The organism is Pseudomonas sp. FSO-7 (genome assembly GCF_059579345.1).
Genome location: NZ_CM184193.1, coordinates 3,326,053 through 3,343,844, shown reverse-complemented (window position 1 = coordinate 3,343,844; position 17,792 = coordinate 3,326,053). Strand labels below are relative to the sequence as shown.

At 54.8% G+C, this 17,792-nt stretch carries 18 protein-coding genes; 11 read left to right on the top strand and 7 right to left on the bottom strand.

What is annotated here, in order from left to right; translation table 11 throughout:
• Window positions 1-244: 244 nt before the first annotated feature.
• Complete coding sequence (locus AC515T_RS14705) at window positions 245-559, bottom strand: DUF7693 family protein (protein WP_038450129.1); 315 nt, start codon at window positions 557-559, stop codon at window positions 245-247.
• A gap of 138 nt (window positions 560-697) precedes the next feature.
• Between AC515T_RS14705 and AC515T_RS14700 the strand changes: the two genes are divergently transcribed.
• Window positions 698-1,519, top strand: a complete 822-nt coding sequence (locus AC515T_RS14700; protein WP_496528881.1) for an NADPH-dependent oxidoreductase — start codon at window positions 698-700, stop codon at window positions 1,517-1,519.
• A 107-nt stretch (window positions 1,520-1,626) separates the two neighbouring features.
• Here the strand turns inward: AC515T_RS14700 and AC515T_RS14695 are convergent, their stop codons facing one another.
• Window positions 1,627-3,225: an LA2681 family HEPN domain-containing protein gene (locus tag AC515T_RS14695; protein ID WP_496528880.1), complete on the bottom strand. Its 1,599-nt coding sequence runs from the start codon at window positions 3,223-3,225 to the stop codon at window positions 1,627-1,629.
• Window positions 3,226-3,468: 243 nt separating this feature from the next.
• Between AC515T_RS14695 and AC515T_RS14690 the strand changes: the two genes are divergently transcribed.
• Window positions 3,469-4,644 (top strand): hypothetical protein, encoded by a 1,176-nt coding sequence (locus AC515T_RS14690; protein ID WP_496528879.1) that lies wholly within the window; start codon window positions 3,469-3,471, stop codon window positions 4,642-4,644.
• 139 nt (window positions 4,645-4,783) lie between these two features.
• Window positions 4,784-5,803: a hypothetical protein gene (locus AC515T_RS14685; protein WP_496528878.1), complete on the top strand. Its 1,020-nt coding sequence runs from the start codon at window positions 4,784-4,786 to the stop codon at window positions 5,801-5,803.
• Between the two features lie 218 nt (window positions 5,804-6,021).
• Here the strand turns inward: AC515T_RS14685 and AC515T_RS14680 are convergent, their stop codons facing one another.
• Complete coding sequence (locus tag AC515T_RS14680; RefSeq protein WP_496528877.1) at window positions 6,022-6,477, bottom strand: hypothetical protein; 456 nt, start codon at window positions 6,475-6,477, stop codon at window positions 6,022-6,024.
• A 293-nt stretch (window positions 6,478-6,770) separates the two neighbouring features.
• On the opposite strand from AC515T_RS14680, the gene AC515T_RS14675 reads away from it, so the two are divergent.
• The 3 genes from AC515T_RS14675 (at window position 6,771) to AC515T_RS14665 (ending at window position 8,997) form a co-directional block, all read left to right on the top strand.
• Complete coding sequence (locus AC515T_RS14675) at window positions 6,771-7,802, top strand: tetratricopeptide repeat protein (protein ID WP_496528876.1); 1,032 nt, start codon at window positions 6,771-6,773, stop codon at window positions 7,800-7,802.
• Between the two features lie 629 nt (window positions 7,803-8,431).
• Complete coding sequence (locus AC515T_RS14670) at window positions 8,432-8,722, top strand: hypothetical protein (protein ID WP_167655374.1); 291 nt, start codon at window positions 8,432-8,434, stop codon at window positions 8,720-8,722.
• Window positions 8,719-8,997, top strand: coding sequence for a hypothetical protein (locus AC515T_RS14665; RefSeq protein WP_496528875.1), 279 nt, complete (start codon window positions 8,719-8,721; stop codon window positions 8,995-8,997). The genes AC515T_RS14670 and AC515T_RS14665 overlap by 4 nt, the downstream gene beginning before the upstream one ends.
• A gap of 416 nt (window positions 8,998-9,413) precedes the next feature.
• Here AC515T_RS14665 and AC515T_RS14660 read toward each other — a convergent pair whose 3' ends face one another.
• Complete coding sequence (locus AC515T_RS14660) at window positions 9,414-10,601, bottom strand: hypothetical protein (protein ID WP_496528874.1); 1,188 nt, start codon at window positions 10,599-10,601, stop codon at window positions 9,414-9,416.
• Window positions 10,602-10,912: 311 nt separating this feature from the next.
• On the opposite strand from AC515T_RS14660, the gene tnpA reads away from it, so the two are divergent.
• The 4 genes from tnpA to AC515T_RS14640 all read left to right on the top strand — a co-directional run bounded on the left by tnpA (window position 10,913) and on the right by AC515T_RS14640 (window position 12,921).
• Window positions 10,913-11,140 (top strand): IS66-like element accessory protein TnpA, encoded by a 228-nt coding sequence (gene tnpA, locus AC515T_RS14655; protein ID WP_496528873.1) that lies wholly within the window; start codon window positions 10,913-10,915, stop codon window positions 11,138-11,140.
• A gap of 86 nt (window positions 11,141-11,226) precedes the next feature.
• Window positions 11,227-11,361, top strand: a complete 135-nt coding sequence (locus tag AC515T_RS14650; RefSeq protein ID WP_496528872.1) for a hypothetical protein — start codon at window positions 11,227-11,229, stop codon at window positions 11,359-11,361.
• Window positions 11,358-11,486: a hypothetical protein gene (locus AC515T_RS14645; RefSeq protein ID WP_496528871.1), complete on the top strand. Its 129-nt coding sequence runs from the start codon at window positions 11,358-11,360 to the stop codon at window positions 11,484-11,486. Before AC515T_RS14650 ends, AC515T_RS14645 begins: the two co-directional genes overlap by 4 nt.
• An 889-nt stretch (window positions 11,487-12,375) precedes the next feature.
• Entirely contained in the window at window positions 12,376-12,921 is a 546-nt protein-coding gene (locus AC515T_RS14640) for a YajG family lipoprotein (RefSeq protein WP_496528870.1), read from the top strand.
• A gap of 42 nt (window positions 12,922-12,963) precedes the next feature.
• Here the strand turns inward: AC515T_RS14640 and AC515T_RS14635 are convergent, their stop codons facing one another.
• From AC515T_RS14635 to AC515T_RS14625, 3 genes are all read right to left on the bottom strand, one after another.
• Complete coding sequence (locus tag AC515T_RS14635) at window positions 12,964-13,599, bottom strand: hypothetical protein (protein ID WP_496528869.1); 636 nt, start codon at window positions 13,597-13,599, stop codon at window positions 12,964-12,966.
• Between the two features lie 95 nt (window positions 13,600-13,694).
• The gene (gene rtcA, locus AC515T_RS14630) at window positions 13,695-14,726 is read right to left on the bottom strand and encodes an RNA 3'-terminal phosphate cyclase (RefSeq protein WP_496528868.1); all 1,032 of its coding nucleotides are present in this window, start codon (window positions 14,724-14,726) and stop codon (window positions 13,695-13,697) included.
• 4 nt (window positions 14,727-14,730) lie between these two features.
• Window positions 14,731-15,957, bottom strand: a complete 1,227-nt coding sequence (locus AC515T_RS14625; protein ID WP_496528867.1) for an RtcB family protein — start codon at window positions 15,955-15,957, stop codon at window positions 14,731-14,733.
• A gap of 206 nt (window positions 15,958-16,163) precedes the next feature.
• On the opposite strand from AC515T_RS14625, the gene rtcR reads away from it, so the two are divergent.
• Window positions 16,164-17,771 (top strand): RNA repair transcriptional activator RtcR, encoded by a 1,608-nt coding sequence (gene rtcR / locus AC515T_RS14620; RefSeq protein WP_496528866.1) that lies wholly within the window; start codon window positions 16,164-16,166, stop codon window positions 17,769-17,771.
• Window positions 17,772-17,792 lie beyond the last annotated feature (21 nt).

Sequence of the window (17,792 nt, the reverse complement as noted above, 5' to 3'; positions counted from 1 at the left end):
GGCTAGCATCGCCTATCTGCGAAAGAGCTCCAGTAGCGACTCATCGCAATCCGCAGCATCTGGTCGCAAAGCAGTCGACGACAATCAATGCTAGGCACAACCTCATGTCACGAGCTGAGATACAGCCAGAAAGAAGCGATCTTGCATGGCTCGTGCCGGCGAAGGGCAAACACCGATGTTCAAACTCAGGTCGGCGCTGCTACAACACCTGCTAGCGCAGCCTCAGCCGGTCTCCCATGGCCGACTACGCGACGCCCAACAGCTTTTCCAGCTGCGCATGTTCCCAGGTGCTCAGCAGCTCTACAGGGTCAGTGCTGTACGACTGCATCGAGTCGAAAACGTAGGCTCGCCCCTCTGGGCTGTAACAGCTGTCGCAATAGTCGAGCGTGTCGCAGTCGTTATAGAACGTGAGCACCCAGCCATCGGCCTCGACTGTCATCAAACCGCAGTAGATTTCAGCCCACGACTGCTGACCTAGTCGTCTCATGCTACGAACCCCGAGAGCGATGTCCCGCAGGATCTGATAAGCCTCGCGGGCTGTCAGTGGTTTTGCTTCCAAAAGAACGGTACCTGTATCTGGGTGTTGTCGGTCTATCCGTGTCCGACCTGGGCTGACCGAATGGTAAATGAAACCTTGCGTGTTGAGCGTGTTGCGCGGGCATCAATTTGGTAGCCTTCGGCCTTTTGGAGCACACTCATGAAAGCCGATCCCCAGTCCAAGCTCAACGCCCGCTATGGCGCCCCTGACATTTCGCCGGCCACCCAATGGAATGGGGTCATCGAGCAACTGCTGGATCACCGGAGCGTCCGGGCGTTCACTGATCAACCTCTGCCCGAAGGCACGATCGAGACCCTGGTCGCAGCCGCTCAGTCCGCTTCTACGTCTTCAAACCTGCAGGTCTGGAGTGTTGTCGCTGTTCAAGATGTCGATCGTAAGAAGCGCCTGTCGGCGTTGGCGGGCAATCAGGCCTATATCCATCAAGCCCCACTGTTCCTTGTATGGCTTGCAGACCTGTCCCGAGTCTCGCGCATCGCGGAGCAGGCAGGGGTAGAGCTGGAGGCGCTGCCGTACTTGGAAAGCTTGCTGCTCGGCACGATCGACGCAGCTTTGGCAGCTCAGAACGCTGTGGTTGCTCTGGAGTCGTTGGGGCTTGGCAGCGTATACATTGGTGGTATCCGTAATGACATTAAAGGGGTCGCAAAAGAGTTGGGGCTGCCGCCACAGGTCTATCCCGTCTTCGGCCTCTGCGTCGGCTACCCATCACCTGACCAACCTGCAAAGGTAAAGCCGCGGCTGCCGCAGCAAGCCGTATTGCATCATGAAACCTATTCTATCGCCGCCGAGGAGGGCGTCCTCTCGGAATACGATGCGCGCCTGGGTGCGTTCTATCAGCGCGAGGGGATGAAGGCTTCCGGCTGGTCGGAGCAAGTGGTCAGCAGACTCCGGAATGTTTCGAGCCTGCATGGGCGTGAGGAGCTTCTGGGTGAGCTGGCGCGGATGGGCTTTGGGCTGCGGTAAGGCTCATCGTAGGCTTGCTGAGCCCTTCAGCTTGGGTGCCGCTCGCTAGGTTTTCTGATGTGGCCGCGGGCGGCTCAAGACGGTTCTTCATCGTATGGGCGCTGGTCTCAGGTTTTGAGATCGTCCGGGTAGTCTTCGACTGGCAACTGGCCAACCGGGCCCTCAGGCTTATGCTGCGATTCCTCAAAGTGCATTGCCAGGCACAGATAGATCAGCGCGGCCCTGGACAGCTTCAGCATCAACAGGCTCTTTGCGGCGAGGTCATCCCTGTCGAGCACAAATGCCAAGTGATCAGCCCAGAGCTCTGAGGACTCGCCAATCCAATGGCAAGAATCCACGATTTTGGCGTACTTGTGCTCAAGGTGGTTTCTCAATTCATCAAGCGCCTGAGCATCAGGTCGAGCTACGTCCTTCAGCTCCTTGGAGTAGATGTCTTGGGATACCCAATAGAGCGCGCGAAGCGGAAGATTCCGGGTGAACATGAATTCATCACGCACAACCCGCGGCTGGAGAAGACGACCATTTTTGTCCGATTTGAACCATACAGTCCGGAAGCCTACCGCCTTTTCGGGTATGCCCAGCTTCCAATAGGCATTGATAAAGTAGGCAGCCTTATCCAGCAACGAATAGGCGCTGCGATAGGCAGTCTTGATCTGCTCCAGACCCATGCCATAGAGCGCGTAATCGCAATTGAAGGCAAGTGACATGCCCCTGTCTGCCACATGACCGGGTTTGGCGTGTTCCCCTAGGTAAATACAATGACGGGCGAACCCGTACTCCTGCTTCAGCTGGTTGTAAAAGCCTAGGTACGTGATTCCAGCGTCGGCGCCATGATCGGGTAACCTCAGTACGTCTTGAGCGGCGGCGGGGAACGCTCCCAGGTCGTTCATGGGATTGAGGAATAACTCTTCCTCAAGGCACCATCGCCGGTAACGCCGCTCCTCCTTCGAGGAGCCGAGGCTGTGCTCTAACAGCTCTGCATCATCATCGTCGTCGACGGACTCGGCTAGCCTGGCGTGATGCCATTTGAAAAACTCTATCGCTTCAGGATAGGTAGCGCCATCACGGCCCACTCCACCCGCGATGGCTAACTCCAGCTTGCGCCGTGCATGCACAAGGAGCCAATAGGTGTGACCAGGGTCGTATAGCGCCTTGCCATATTGAGCCAAGCCAATGCCAAGGTTGCCCAGGGCCATACCCAAGATCGGATTGTCCTCCAAGGCGTTACGCCACTCCCTAAGCGCCTCAATCCATCGGCCACACACCTTGAGCGCATTGCCCAGATTGCAATGGATTCTGGAGCGAAGCATTGGTGCCAGCTCTTTAAACCCGGAATGTTGTATGGAGGCGCGGAGGAAATAAAGCTGTTTGAGCAGAGCAGGGTGTTCAAGGGTATCGTCCTCCCATGACTGCACCTCCAGCTTCCTCAGCGCGGCCCATGCGTTGGAACACGAGTAGTAAACGAGGCATCTGTTCTCCGGCTCGACGCGCGAAGCCACAAAATCCACTAGCTCCGTCGCATGCCGCAAGATGCCGTCATCGGCGCCATCGTCTGCAGCATCGATCAATGAGTCATAGAGGCGTCGAAGACGAGGAGCATCGCTTGGGCTACCGAGTTGTTCGTTCAATGCCTTCAGAAGGTGAGAGCGGTCGTCTGCGTGGGGTTCATAACCCTGCTCAGCAAAACGGCGAGCGAAATCGTCCATGGGTAATCACCGCGATGAGAAGCTGACTATCTTAGCTGCCTTTAAACATTCAGCGCCTACACGCGTAGTCGAAAGGTTGCTATGTCAGCGTTAATTGAATGGCTCATGCACGAGCATCGCTCATAGAGCTGGACGACCCGCGTTGATCCTGAGGCGCTCTCTGCTTCGACAGTTACCAGCCCCGTTGAGCACTGATCGGCGGGCTATGATCATTCAACGTGCGAAAAATTGAGCGAGGCAACGATGGCAGTCGTGTTCTTTCTACCCTGGGTGGCTGCTGCCGAAGAGCTGCGAATCGCAGATATGCGCCTGATCCCGTACGAACGGGGTCGTTTGCCTGGTGAGGTCTTGGGAATCCCGCAAATAGCTTTCGACGGTGTCCTTGGCAATTACGGCGACCGGGGATTCGGATCTCACCCCTCTCAACCGATACATCAGGCGGCGCTCATCATCTGGGATGATGACACACCAGGACTGGAGGTTTCAGACGCTCAGATCCAGCAGCGATTGGTACAGAGCTCCTACCTCGCATTCTCCGCCATGGCAGCCCGATCGCTATGTTCAACGTTCGGGTATTACAACGCCGACACTCTCCAAGTTGTGGCGCAGCGGTTCGATGTCGCCTCACCGGGTCATTCCTGTATGACCACGCGCCGGCGTGACGGTGGAACACAAAACATGTTGGCGGGGAGTGGGGGGCTCAAGTTCATTCGGCCTTACCACGTCGTCGACAACCGCACGCAGATCTCGCTCGACACGCCACTGCTCGAAGCATTACTCAAGCTACCTAATGGGGAGCATAAGGAACGCATCGACGAGGCGGTGGTTTCCTTCCTCAGAGCAAACACCGATGCCACATCCATGGATGAGCGATCTGAGCTGATCCTGATGAGGATTGCCATAGACACGCTACTCAATGTCCCACATGACAAAGCCGCCTTCCGCAGGGCTATCAACGAACACTTCGATGAGCTACCGAACCCTCCCATTTGGCATAAAGGGAACCTAGACGAATCGTGGTGGCGCGAGCACTGGGACAAAAACGTCAATCGCCCGCTCGACGCCTGGGTTCACGATTTCTGTGCCGCTCGAAACGCCGCAGCTCATGGCCCCGCAAATGGTGAGAAGGGAAGCATCTGGCCTCGCCACAATCACCTCATTTTTTCCGCCTGGTTGTTGCCCCTGATCGTCAAGAAGCTGCTTTACCAAGCGGGGCTTTACGAGTTCAGCGCCGAAGACAAGGTTGCAAGGGCGGGCTTTGAGGTTTTTCTGGCCCACAATCTGCTGTCAGCCACCGACGAGGATGAAAACAAAGTCTGGTGGCAGGTTGCTGAGTCCGCGCTTTGGCTGCCGCTCTTCGCAGAGCGACTACGCCAAGCCTGTGAATCAGGGCCACAGCCGTATCAGTGGCCGTATTAGGGCTGAGGCTCTTGAATACTGAATCCAGCACACGGGTCTGATCGAGCTCGACCTTCCGACGTAGTTTAATGGCACCCTAGTCATCGCTAGCAATGCCGAAACAAGTGCTACTCCAGCTAACACCCCAGTAGAGACCGACATGTCCTTCACTCATGCGCATCAGACAGCAATGGCTCAGCAACGCAACAGGGGGCGATGCCTCCATTACGACAATGGAGCCCGCTGCGACGCGATCATCTCCGCGCACTCCATTCAGAAGGGTGGCCAGCTCAACCTGATAGTAGAGCAGGGTCATGTTTACCAGCTGTCCGCCGATCTCACCACGTTGAAATCTACCGGGGGTAAGCCTCAACTGAAGAAAGTGGGTATCAACAAAGTGTCCACCTTCCGTGGCATGTGCAAACATCATGACAACAGGTTGTTCGCACCGATCGATGACAGACCACTGGCATTCGATCACGAACAGATAGCTCTCTATGCCTACCGCAGCATCTGTCGTGAGTACTTCGTCAAAGAAAACGCCGCCCGCTCTCTAGCAGCCATGATTGAGCATCCTGAGGTACCTCAGGCAAATCGCCAATTGCTGGTGGACTCAGCTCAAGGACAGGCATTTGGTTTTCAACACCTGCACCGACACAAACTGATCTACGATGCTGCGATCTCTCAAAGCAATTTCGCGGAGTTTAGATTCATCGCATTTCAGTCGAGTTCCCCTTGCTCGGTTCAAGCCTCAGGGCTGCTTTTTCCTGATTATGACTTTCTGGGCCGCAAGCTTCAGGATTTAGGGCATGAGACCGAAGTGCTTGATCTACTGACGTTCTTTACAGCCCCGACAGATGAGGGTTGGGCGTACGTGCTGGCATGGCATGAGTCAAGTGACCAGGCTTGCCAGTGGGTACGAGATTCCATGCAAGAAGGTTTTCAAAGGGGTGCAAAGCTTGAGGATATGCTGATGCGGCTTTCGCTGGCCTGTGAGAATCATGCTATCCGAATCTCCTGGTGGGACGGTTTACTCCCATCCGCCCAGAGTGCAGGACTTGCCGCACTGTCAGTGGGGACTGACCCAAGAGTGGTAACACCACCAGACTATCTAGCTCATGGCTGTGAAGGACTTGCTGACTGGACGTTTGAATACGTCCACGACGGAGCGGGGATTTAGATCACCAGATCTGCCTAGGTAGGTTCAGGCAGCGGATCCGATGCCGGTTTGAGAATCAAGTAAGCTGCTCCCAACCGGTTCGTTGCTTGCAGGGACACCTTGAGGCCAGATGTTCCCGGGCTCTGACTGACAAACAAGAACTCAGATTGGCAGGGGCAATGGAGCAAGAGCAGCTGGCGCTGAAACCTAGGTAAGGCCTGGATGCCCTCGCTTAGGCTTTAGGACTGACGGGGTGGAGATGAGTCAGCCACCGGCACCATGCGGTGCCGACTGCGTACGAAGAGTGCAAGTGCCAAAATCAATACTGGTATTGCAATCACCCACTGATGAACAGCGTTTACTCCGAAACCTGCTGTTGTAGCGGCAAGGCCACCGACGATCGAGAATATCGATGCCAGGGCTACACCACCCAATGCAAATGCGGTTCCGCCAGTGGCAATACCGAGTGTTCCTGTCAGCAAGAACGTGAGCCAGCCTAGCAAAGCACCTGTGGAGCCACCCAGCACGATCCCTCCGATACCAGGCAGCACTAATTCAGTCACAGTTCCTAGGGCAACGCCCAAAGCCAGGCTGCCAAAAAGCAGTATCGTCGCGAGCAACCACTGTGTAGTGCGTCTGATCGGCTGCCATTGCCTGTAAACGCAGAAGCACAGAAGGCCAACAGCGAAAGTCATTACGAGGACGCGTACCATTAGACCACCGGTAAGACAGGATAGGCTGCCAGTTTAGACGGCTGCTGCCCATCAGGACTACCTTGTGGACATTTGAAATTGGCCGCCGGACGCAGTCTGCGCCCTCCGCTAAGTAGTCGAGCCCAAGCTTTGCCGCGGGGGCCGGCGCGCCTATCCTGGCTTTTTGCTTTCGGAAGGTTAGGTAATTCTCGTTTTTTGTCAGCTAATACAGACGCAGATTTATTGCTCGGAATGCGCGTCCGCATTCCGGCACGCTCCAATTTCCAAAGGAGGAGATGAGCATTTTCAGCTGGCTGTTCAACAGACCCAAAGCTGTCAAATCCGATACCGCAGCAAGGCAACAACCCGCTCAATCTCAATCCCTCAACGCTCATCCAGAGCTCCGTGCCGCTCCTCAGATCCGACGAGATAAGCTTTTTCTCGCTGTCGAATCGCTTGATTTCTCGGGCATTTATCAGCTGTCCAAGTCCAAGAAGTGGGCGATCGCTTGGCGAGACTCTGATCCTTCTGCGGGTCGGGGAGGTCACAGAGAATCAGGCTTAGGGGCCTACGTGCTTGCAGATGTGAGCAGCGGTACCGTTGTCTGCCATGGGGGCATGCCTAGGCCAAACAACGGCCATGTGTGTGACGCCGGCGTGTTTTGCCTGGAAGATGGGCACTTTGGTAGCACCCTGTCTGGGACGTTCAGCGTTTTCGATCCCAGCGGTTCTGTGATCTTAGCTAAAGAGTTGACGGCAAATATTCTCACCAGCGGTATTTCTAGGCACGGGAAATACGCATTCTGCGCCACCGCGAACAGCCCAACCGAGCATGGCAACAAGGTGTTCTTGTTTGACCTGGTCAATCGGGTGCAAATGTACAGCGTCACGCCTAAGGCCGGATGGCCTGAAAGCTACGAAGTGGACGAGGGTACCGGGGAACTCATGGCGCTGTTCAAGGACATGGGGAGCTTCCGGTACAACGTTCACGGCGAATTCATGGATGCTGATCCGCTTGGCGATGCCAACCTCAACTCCTCCCATTACGACCGCATCATCCTCGCCGCGGAAAAGATCTTGGGGGAGGTCGACCTGACAGACGAGCGCATCCAGGAAGTCCTGACCGCGGTGCAGCGTGCCCGCTCGCTCGGTGCAGATGAAAACCCTGCCTGGAAGCCAACAGCGCTCAAAGTCCAAGGGCTTGCACACGAACAGCTGGGCCAGTACCCCGAAGCAGTCCAGGTCTATGAGGAGGCGCTGGCTTTGAATCCAAAAATTGGCGTTAAGCGCAGGCTGGCTTCGGTGAGTAAGCGGATCAACGCTGAGTAGCAGGGGCCGCGCCCCATTTACTCCCATTCTCCCATTCGGGTTGATGACCGCTTGGCGCAGCACACTTGCCCCTGCGAAATCAGGCTGTGAAGCGCCGCTGCCTTAACGTCCTGATGGCTCTTGGCTGTAAAGGCACGGCTGACTGGGCATTTGAATCTGTGCAGGACGGGCGGCTAAACACCCAAACAGTCGCGTTTGGCCGGTGCGACGACGGCACGGCATAGCAACCAGGGACGTCAGAGGTCAATTATTGGAATAGTCGATTTCTCGCAACCGCACGGGTTTGCGAGCGATCAAGACATGCGGCTCAGGTGTGGTGGGATGTCATCGCTGAGGAAACTGAATTTGCGGCCCGACGGCATGGGGGGGGCAATTTTTGAGCAGTTTTTCTCTTTCAATATATGCTTAAAACAGTCCTTGGTTGGAGCCACAAATATTGCAGGGCGCCTACGGATTTTTGGCATTGTACCTATATCTGTAAAAATCTATTGAGCCCCCATTTTAACGCAAGGTCTGAGTTACCAAGGTTGCAACAATCTGGATTTTGAATCAGACGGGCGGTACTAGGGGGGAGGGTGGTGCAGTACACTCTCCCTATCGGATCACGAAGGTCAAGCATCGGAGTCCTTATGAGCCCCTCACCACACGGTTTAGTCGGCATTCGCCTCGCAGAAAAGCAGATCGAAACGCTCAGGCAGCGGATTGATACACTCCAGCAGGATCCAGGCTATGCGCAAGACGTGGAATTCTACGGAAAGCTTCAGGGGCTGATGCAAAAATTTGGGTTTACCTCTCAGGATGTGGTGGAGCTGCTGATGTTGAGGGGAGATCTAGAGCTTGCACCGAATCTGACCGTATCGCGTTTGAGGCACATCTTCAGCCTGATCGAGGGTGAGGCCCGCGTAGAGAGGGGGGCATGAAGATGGGTGAGGGCCAAGGCAAAACGATCCATCAGAAGCTGGGCCGGCTGATCGAGCTGAATCAGGACATCGGGCTGCGTTATCGCTTGTCCTGCGAGCTGATGGACGATCCGGGAGTGGCGGATTGCTTAAGGTTTCTTGGGGAGCTCGACCACTTAGCGCTACAGTACGGGTTTAGTCCGAGCGAAATCATTGCGCTGCTGAATGCAGAGGACAAAGAGGGCGCGATAGAAAGATCAGAGCCGGTGGGGTCTGAGCCTCAGATGAAACCTTGAGATGTGTTTCAATAAAGCATTATCGCCTAACTCAACTAAATGGATCATTTAGTTGAGTTATATGGTGGCTATGCTACGGATCTCATAATAGTACGAAGCAGCGGCGAAGGGTAACGGAAACCCTGGATTATGAATTCTCAAAACAGTCCGCTCTTCCAGCCGCTGCCCTAGTGGCATTTCTTGACTAGAGTGTATCGAGTAATATTCAACTGCGTTATCCGGGCAGGGGAGGCGAGCAACCTTCGGCTCACCAAAAGCTCGGGAGCTGATAGCAGGACTGCCACAAGCTCCAGATGAACCTGCTATTCCGCCAAACCGGCGCCTGATAGATCTCATGAAGATAGGCAAGAATCCACGCGCGCTCTTGCCCTCCTGCAGCTGAGGCTTGGTATCATGTGCAAAGCGTCAATAGGAAATCATTTTCCGGTCGAAATGCTCTCCACAAGACTCGTGATCGCGTCATGAATAGCGCTTAGCGCCGTTTCTGCATAAATCACGGCACTGGATAGTTCTCCAAGCGCCACCTTCTGGTCGGCCTTTGCCAAATTGGAGACGCATGTAGCCAATAACATCCGGGCGCCAATCTGGTTCACTGCCTCGAAGATTGAGAACTTGGAATCATTCAGCAGAAAATAATCTTTCAGATCATGAAGGCTCTTAAGCGCATAGCGGAAAGCTCGTGGATCTTGCTGAGCCACTGGCTTGTCACTGCGCCGATAAGAACTAACGTAAATGTCATTATAACAAACTATAAGTTCCGCAATATAACTACAAACCTCCACACTTAGCCCAGCATCGGGTTTGTAGACCCAATGACAGTAAACCACATCCCTTGCATTTCTCCATGAAAACCTAGCAAAGTAACCAGCAATTGGTAAGATTACATCCTCGCGCTCACCATCAAAAATCCATTTGTGAACTTTCAATTTTCGAGTCATTATTGATGAGAATCGCTCCTCGGATATATCAAGCTTTGCGATAGTATCTCGCGCCTCTGTGAGATCGACATAAAGAGGATCTCTATGAGGATGAGGATAAACCGCCAGACGAGGAATTGTTCTTTCGTGCGCATCCCCCTTAGTCAGACTAACATCCAGTGTGTTATGCACAAATGCGCTGGCAAAATTGAACGCAATCTCAACTGATCCCGTTCTAAAATAGTGCTCATAAAAATGACCTGAGAAATCGATTGCTGCCTGGTCATTAGCCAGCCCCGAAACAGTAATCACATATGGTGAAATTTTTAGAAAGTTTTTTGCAGCATCTGCCGAATAACAAGACATAAGAACGACAGCGGACAACGCTGGCTGCGTCGCCTCAACCAGTGCAGCCAGTCGCTTGGACTCGACATAGTGGCCCTCGTCGCCTGAGGGCATATCAAGACAGAACCCGCCACTGTCCCCATGGCCAGAAAACTGCAAGATATCATATTTGGTTTGCGCTATCGCTCGCGCCAAATCCTCAAGGGTCGTCGCTTGTTTAAAATCAACTAGCGCCGCCGCTTTTTCTATTTCTATAGCTTGGTTGACGCGTCGTTGCTCGCGATCTAACCGCAGTGGTTCTTCATCAGCTGGACTACTGTACGCAATTAAGATACGACGCATGTCACAATCCTTAAAAATCCATTACCAAGGCGGAAGCAAATTACTCACGAAAAATGATCGCGAATTACAATGCTTAAAAATATGGCACTTTAGCATGATTCATTTAGAGTGCGAAAGCATCAGTCCCGCAAATCTATAGGCCGGCTCACTCCGACTAAGAGATGTTACTCCTGCTCTATGTCGCGCAAGCTGTTACGGATCCTGTTGATGTATTGAAAGCGGATGGCGAACACACCTACCGAACTCCAGTATTTAGGGCGATGGTGTCCTCGTATTAAGCGGACGCGATAACCCTTATCGCCAGGATTTCTATGCGCCAACGCAGCTCTTACCCCAAACTATTCAAAGCCCAGGTCGTCCAGGAATGCCTGCAACCTGGAGCGACGATTTCCAGCGTAGCCATCCATCACGGCATCAACGCCAACGTGATCCGTAAGTGGCTACCAATTTACCGGGATCAATCACCCGCAACTCTGCCGGCCTTTATCCCCGTACAAGCTGCACCCAAGCGCGCAACAGAAGAGACGGTGATCATCTAACTGGCTCTGGGCGATAAATCCGTCACCGTAAAATGGCCAGCCTCAGATCCGGACGGCTGCGCGTGTTTTATTCGTGGCCTGGCCCAATGATTCGTATCGACTCCATCTGGCTCGCCACCCAGCCCATGGACATGCGGGCCGGCACTGACACTGCACTGGCCCGGGTGTTTACCATGTTCGGTGCGGCTATCTCTTTGCCAACCGCCGGGCCAACCGCATGAAGGTGCTGGTGCATGACGGCGTTGGTATTTGGCTAGCGGCGCGACGCTTGAATCAGCGCAAGGCCGGGCATCCATCGTGGTCCGGAACCAAACCATGTGTTTTTGACCGGTACCGCCAGAAATAAAAAACGATGTTATGGAGATTCGTGAGGCGTTGCTTGCATGCAAAGGCCCGGCCTACAAGGCTTTCGCGCTGGGGACGGTGGGCGTCACCTAAAGCGCCATTTTTACGGGTGGGCCACATCTAGACCGCAGCGGCGGCGATATCGGCAAGCTAAATCGAAATGTACGAGGGTGTCCAGCCTACCGAATGGTGTCGATCCGCTTGGTGCGATGGCCAAAAATGTAGCCTCGATGACCTGATCATCCACCTGAACTCAATGTGCGGTAATTAAGGACTATATTGAAGTTTTACGCATTAAATATTAAAGGTGTCGCGCCTGAGATTTGATGCCATGCACCTAGGATTACTTCCTTGATGCCAAGCATCTAAGTTCGCTTCCAGCAAACTTTTGGAGCCACTTGTCCGATTTCTTCGGTATGTTTAGTGAGGCGTGGTTTCATGGTACATGGAAGCAAATTTACAAGCGTCGATTCCTGAATGACTTTCTCAACGTCTCCAAGCGCTTTTACAGGATGATTCAAATCTAAGACGGTGACGCATAGGCATTGAACGGTTGACAAGCGTGCCGAAGTGATTCCGAGAAAAACGTATGAAGCGAGAAGTAAAGTGAACCCTATGGAATCGAGACCTCTAGAAAACGCGATTACTTCCAGATTTGGGGTCAAGGTTGGTTCGGCGGACTGGAATGCCTTGAAGCAGCCTGAGCCCACAGCTTGGATACAACCTGGATCTCAGTGATGCCGAAGCATTAATGAGTACACATAATGTATATTATGTTAAACGTCGTGTTTACTTCTTCCCCTTAACGCACCGCCCCATGCCCTAACCCTTGATGGCTCAAGGCTATCAGTCGATAATCACGCCCTCCAAAAAGCACATAAGGATTTGCTGTGAAGAAGCTCTACTTGGCTCTACCGTTCTGCGCACTGCTGCTACAAGGCTGTGGTGTGACCATGACCCGCTATGAACCCAACTTCCAGAACGTTCAGCAGCTCAAGCAAAATGCGCCCATGCAGCCCCTACGCGGGGCACAGGTCAATGCTGATACGGGCCAAGGGTCGCTGATGGTGCGCTTGAACCCGATTTCTTCGCCCGAGGGCAGCGTTCCACTGCACATCCAGGCAGCGATCAACGATGAGCTCCGTCAAGCGGGTCTGTTGGATCCTCGCGCTGACCGGCAGCTGCAGGTTCAGTTGGTCAAGAGCCAGCTCACCGCAGGCGTAGGCAGCGGCCATGGCGAGGTGGCTGCACGCTTCACGCTGCGTAAAGGTGACCAGGTTTTATACGAAACCACTAAAGACGTGCAGCGTGATTGGGACAGCAGTTTCTTCGGTCCGATCGCCATTCCGGCTGCCGCGAACAACTACAACCCTATGTTGCAAGACTTGCTGAAGAGTTTGTACAGCGACCCACAGTTCACTCAAGCGTTGAAGTGACCAAAAAAAAGAGCCGCGATTGCGGCTCTTTTTCTATCGGCGTCAGCCCCGTGGAATGCGGGTGTCGACGGCGGAGTATTTCATGCGGTTGTTGTCGACCCAGTTCTTCAACAGCGCATTGACTTGCCGGTTGAAGGTGTCGGTGACGGCAGCCTTGGGCGTATTACCTGCCAGGGGCAGGAACCAGATACCCATCCACGTATTGATCGCGTCATGATTGCTGGTCTTGCCCAACGGCTGCCCCTGCTCGTCCAGAGTTTCCAGGCTCATGGTGTACTGGTCGGTTGCCAACGCAGGAATGATCGTGAACGTGAAGCCACTGATGAACGCCAGGACCATTTGCCCACCGCCTGGCGCATGGTTGTAGACCTTCAATCGAAGACTGTAGTCGCCTGGTTGTTTCTGGAACTCGTCGAAGACTACGCGTCCAAAGAGCCCTGATTCATCGAAGGTCCGCTTCAGATCAGGCTTGAGCATGTCTCGAGCCTGCGGCACCTCGGTGGCTTTGGCATTGTCGGGATCGCCTTGATAGAAATCGAAATCGACATAAACGTTCGGCTTGTTCGAGTAACTGGCCATCGAAGGCAGATTCACGGGGGCTACTTCATCTTTGGTGAAACTGGCGCATCCGCTGAGACTCAAGGCCAAGGCAAGGCCTATGGCTTTTCCAAATTGCATATCGACTTCCTTGCGTAAAGATTAATGTCGCTCACAGAGAGGGAGACGATTCTAGCGAGATCAGCTTGAAAGCAAAAGGCCATCATGCAGCACTCCTAACGAGCATGAAGCTCAACAACAACGCCCCCTTGATCACAAGATTGAGTGAGACGTACATCAACATCGAGGAACTGCTGGATAACAGCAGCGTTCGTGCGGATGTGATTGCTCAAGCGCACCGTTGTTAGCTTGCCAGCGCCGGCAATTGCCATCGGCAACATCATCTGATCCGCCAGGTGGTTTTCTACAGCTGTATTCGATTGGGCCCACGCAGTGAACTCGTCTATCGCCGCGTCAGCTACCTGCTCCGCGCGCACTCGTTCTTGGCCGATACTGGTAAAGACTGCGGTAACGCCAGCCCTCAAGGCAGTGATCGACACGACATTCCCTGGTCCCGCCCGGTCACCCAGATCGGTCACAGAGAGGTCGTGCCGTTCGATCTTCAGCCTGGCCGAAAGTCGATCGGCTTCTCGGTTCCCAATCGAGACAGGAATGGCTGAAACCAGCGCTCCAGCCGAAATGATTGTGACGGGGTCCATTCCTCCGTCCAACTCCAGCGGTTTGAGGATCGAAGGTCTAATAGTGGCTTCGACCAGGCCCCCACCGCCGGGGACAAAACCATAATTGAGTAGCACAAGCTCCACCTGCGCGCCCATACGCCGTACCAGCGGCAACCACACGTGCTGTATGAACTCGAAGGGCGGCGCCGCGGGATTATGCGTCCCGCCGGTGATCCGGATTGTGCTCGGCCCGTCAGCCTGCAAAAGTGCAGGCAGCAGCGTCTGCAGTACCAACATCGTGCTACCCGCAGTTCCGATCGCGAATGCATACTCACCGCCCTTTATGCTTGCGGGATGGAACTCTATCGCTGTCGAGTTGAGTTCCGCCCCTACGGCTCTAGCGCCACAAATCTCAGTCGCTGCTCGTACTGCGGTCAGGTGCTGACGCAACAATCCGGGGCGGGAGCGCTTGCCGCGTATCCCCGTCATCCGGAATGCCCGCCCGGTGATCATCGAGAGGCTGAGGGCCGTACGAAGTACCTGCCCTCCTCCATGGGTTCCGTCGATCAGAATCAGATCCTGGTGCATTGCGTTACCCCTTCACGCATACGACTTGGCGCAGGGTATGAACCACTTCAACCAGGTCGCGCTGGGCAGCCATCACCGCATCGATGTCCTTGTAAGCCATCGGAATCTCGTCGATAACAGCCGCATCCTTACGGCACTCCACGTGAGCGGTCGCCCGCACCTGGTCCTCGACCGTGAACACCGCCTTCGCCTTGGTGCGGCTCATCACCCGGCCTGCACCGTGTGAACAACTGCAAAACGCCTCCTCATTCCCCAGGCCACGCACGATGAAGCTCTTTGCGCCCATTGATCCGGGAATGATCCCCATCTGCCCCTTCTGCGCAGAGACGGCGCCTTTACGGGTGAGAAGAATGTCCTCTCCAAAGTAGGTGCCCCGCTCCACGTAGTTATGGTGGCAGTCGACGGCGATCAGCCGTGACTCAAAAGGCTTGGTGATGATCGACCGTACGGCGTCCAACACGGCCACCATCATGACGGCGCGGTTCTGCTTGGCGAAGTCCTGGGCCCACTCAACAGCTTCAACGTAATCATCGAAGCTCGAGGTGCCTTCTCGAAGGTAGGCCAGGTCCCGGTCAGGCAGGTTCACCATGTGCTTGCGCATTTCCTCGCGGGCCTTCTCGATGAAATAGGTACCGATCATGTTGCCTACTCCACGGGAACCGGTGTGCAGCATGACCCACACGTGGTCGGTCTCGTCCAGGCACACCTCCACGAAGTGGTTCCCTGTACCCAGCGTTCCGAGGTGTTTGCGGTTGTTGGATTTTTCCAAGCTTGGATGCTTGTTGGTGATGAGGCTGAAACGCCCCTCAAGCGCCGACCAGGCTTGATCAACAATCGCCGGGGCGCTCTCCCAGGCCCCTTTATCACGGCCACTACGCCCCGAGGTGCGTCCATGGGGAACAGCCTTCTCGATGGCGGTACGCAGGCCGAACAGGCTGTCGGGAAGATCGCCGGCGCGCAGCGAGGTGCGCACAGCCGACATCCCGCAACCGAGGTCGACCCCGACAGCAGCCGGAATAACTGCGCCTTTGGTTGGAATCACACTGCCGATAGTCGAGCCTTTCCCCAAATGAACGTCGGGCATGACAGCCATGTGCTTGAACACGAATGGCATCTGCGCTGTGTTCATCAATTGTTGCTTGGCCTCTGGCTCAACCGGGACACCTCGGGTCCACATTTTAATGGGCTTGCCGTTTACGACTTCAAGCAGCTCGAAGGTTTGAGTGGTCATCATTTTCGCTCCTGTGATTGTCTGTTTGGGAGCTCTATAGCGAGCGGCATGCCAATGTTACGGCTGACGGAGGGTATTTTATTTATCCAATTGATATTGAAGGATTTAAATCCTAATCAACGGATGATGACGCAGCGACGCTACCCATAATCAGGATGTAAAAACTATACTCCATTATCGTAATCTATCTTTTGAGATACCTCGTAATGCAGATCAAGAAGACAGTCGCCATTGGAATCCTTGGCTCGAAGCTCGACCGAGTTGGCAAGGGCGAACAGCGCTGGAACAAATGGCGTCCGACTGTCTCGCTGTGCCAGCAGCCCGACCTGGTGATTGATCGCCTTGAACTGATTCACGGGGAAGCACGCTGGGACACCGATCTCGCCTTGAAGGTAGCGGCTGATATTGCCCAGGTGTCGCCAGAGACCGAGGTTCGCCTGCACACCATGGCGATGCGAAACCCCTGGGATTTCGAGGAGGTTTATGCCGCACTCCATGATTTTTCGGCTGGCTACCCATTTGACACGGAGCGCGAGGATTATCTTGTTCACATCACCACAGGCACCCATGTTCAGCAGATCGTCTGGTTCCTGCTGGCCGAGTCCCGGCACGTCCCTGCCAAACTGTTACAGACACAGCCAAATGGCCTGCGCAATGATGACTCGGCGCCTGCCGGCAAACACGTTGTCACCGACCTCGATCTTCAGCGCTACGACCAGATCGCGAAGCGATTCCACGCTGAGCGCCTGGAAGGCACAAAACTGCTCAAGTCTGGCATTGCGACCCGCAACGCGGCCTTCAATCGTACGATAGAGCAGATCGAGCGGGTCGCCGTTCGATCCCGGGCACCGATTTTGCTCAGCGGCCCAACGGGAGCGGGAAAGTCCTTCCTGGCACGGCAGGTCTACGAGCTCAAACGGGGGCGTCACCAGATCGATGGTCCGTTCGTCGCGGTGAACTGTGCCACGTTGCGCGGTGATACCGCGATGTCGACGTTGTTTGGCCATACCAAAGGCGCGTTCACTGGCGCTCAACAGGCACGAGAGGGCTTACTGCGCTCGGCTCACAAAGGCGTCTTGTTCCTCGACGAGATTGGAGAGTTACCGCTCGACGAGCAAGCGATGCTTCTGAAAGCGATTGAGGAAAAGAGGTTCTTGCCCATGGGCTCTGATAAAGAGGTCGAGTCGGACTTCACCCTCATCGCCGGTACCCATCGAGATCTGCAAGCGCGCGTTATCGAAGGCCTGTTTCGCGAGGACCTGCTAGCCAGAATCAACATCTGGACCTTTGCCCTCCCCGGACTGGCCAATCGGAGGGAGGACATCGAGCCGAACATCGATTTTGAACTGCAGCGGTATGCCAGGGACCATGCCCATAGGGTTCGCTTCAATGCCGAAGCTCGGCGCCGATATGTGTCCTTTGCTACCGGCAGGGATGCCAGTTGGCCAGGAAACTTCCGACAACTCTCTGCGTCGATCACCCGGATGGCCACATTGGCTGACAGCGGCCGGATCGACATGGCGCTTGTGGAGGATGAACTGGAACGACTGCGTCTGGACTGGCGGATGCCGACCACCTCGGACCCACTGTCGGAACACCTGGCTAATGCAGGCCTTGAGGTCGACCTGTTTGATCGCCTGCAACTGGAGTCGGTGTTGAAGGTATGCAGCACCGCGGCAAGTCAGGCGGACGCCGGTCGCAAGCTCTTTTCACAGAGCAGATCAGCCAAAGCATCACCTAACGATTCCGACCGCATCCGTAAGTTTCTGGCTCGGTTCAACCTTACATGGAGCCAAGTCCGCGAGCTTGTATAGAAGGGATGCGGCTCGAAATCA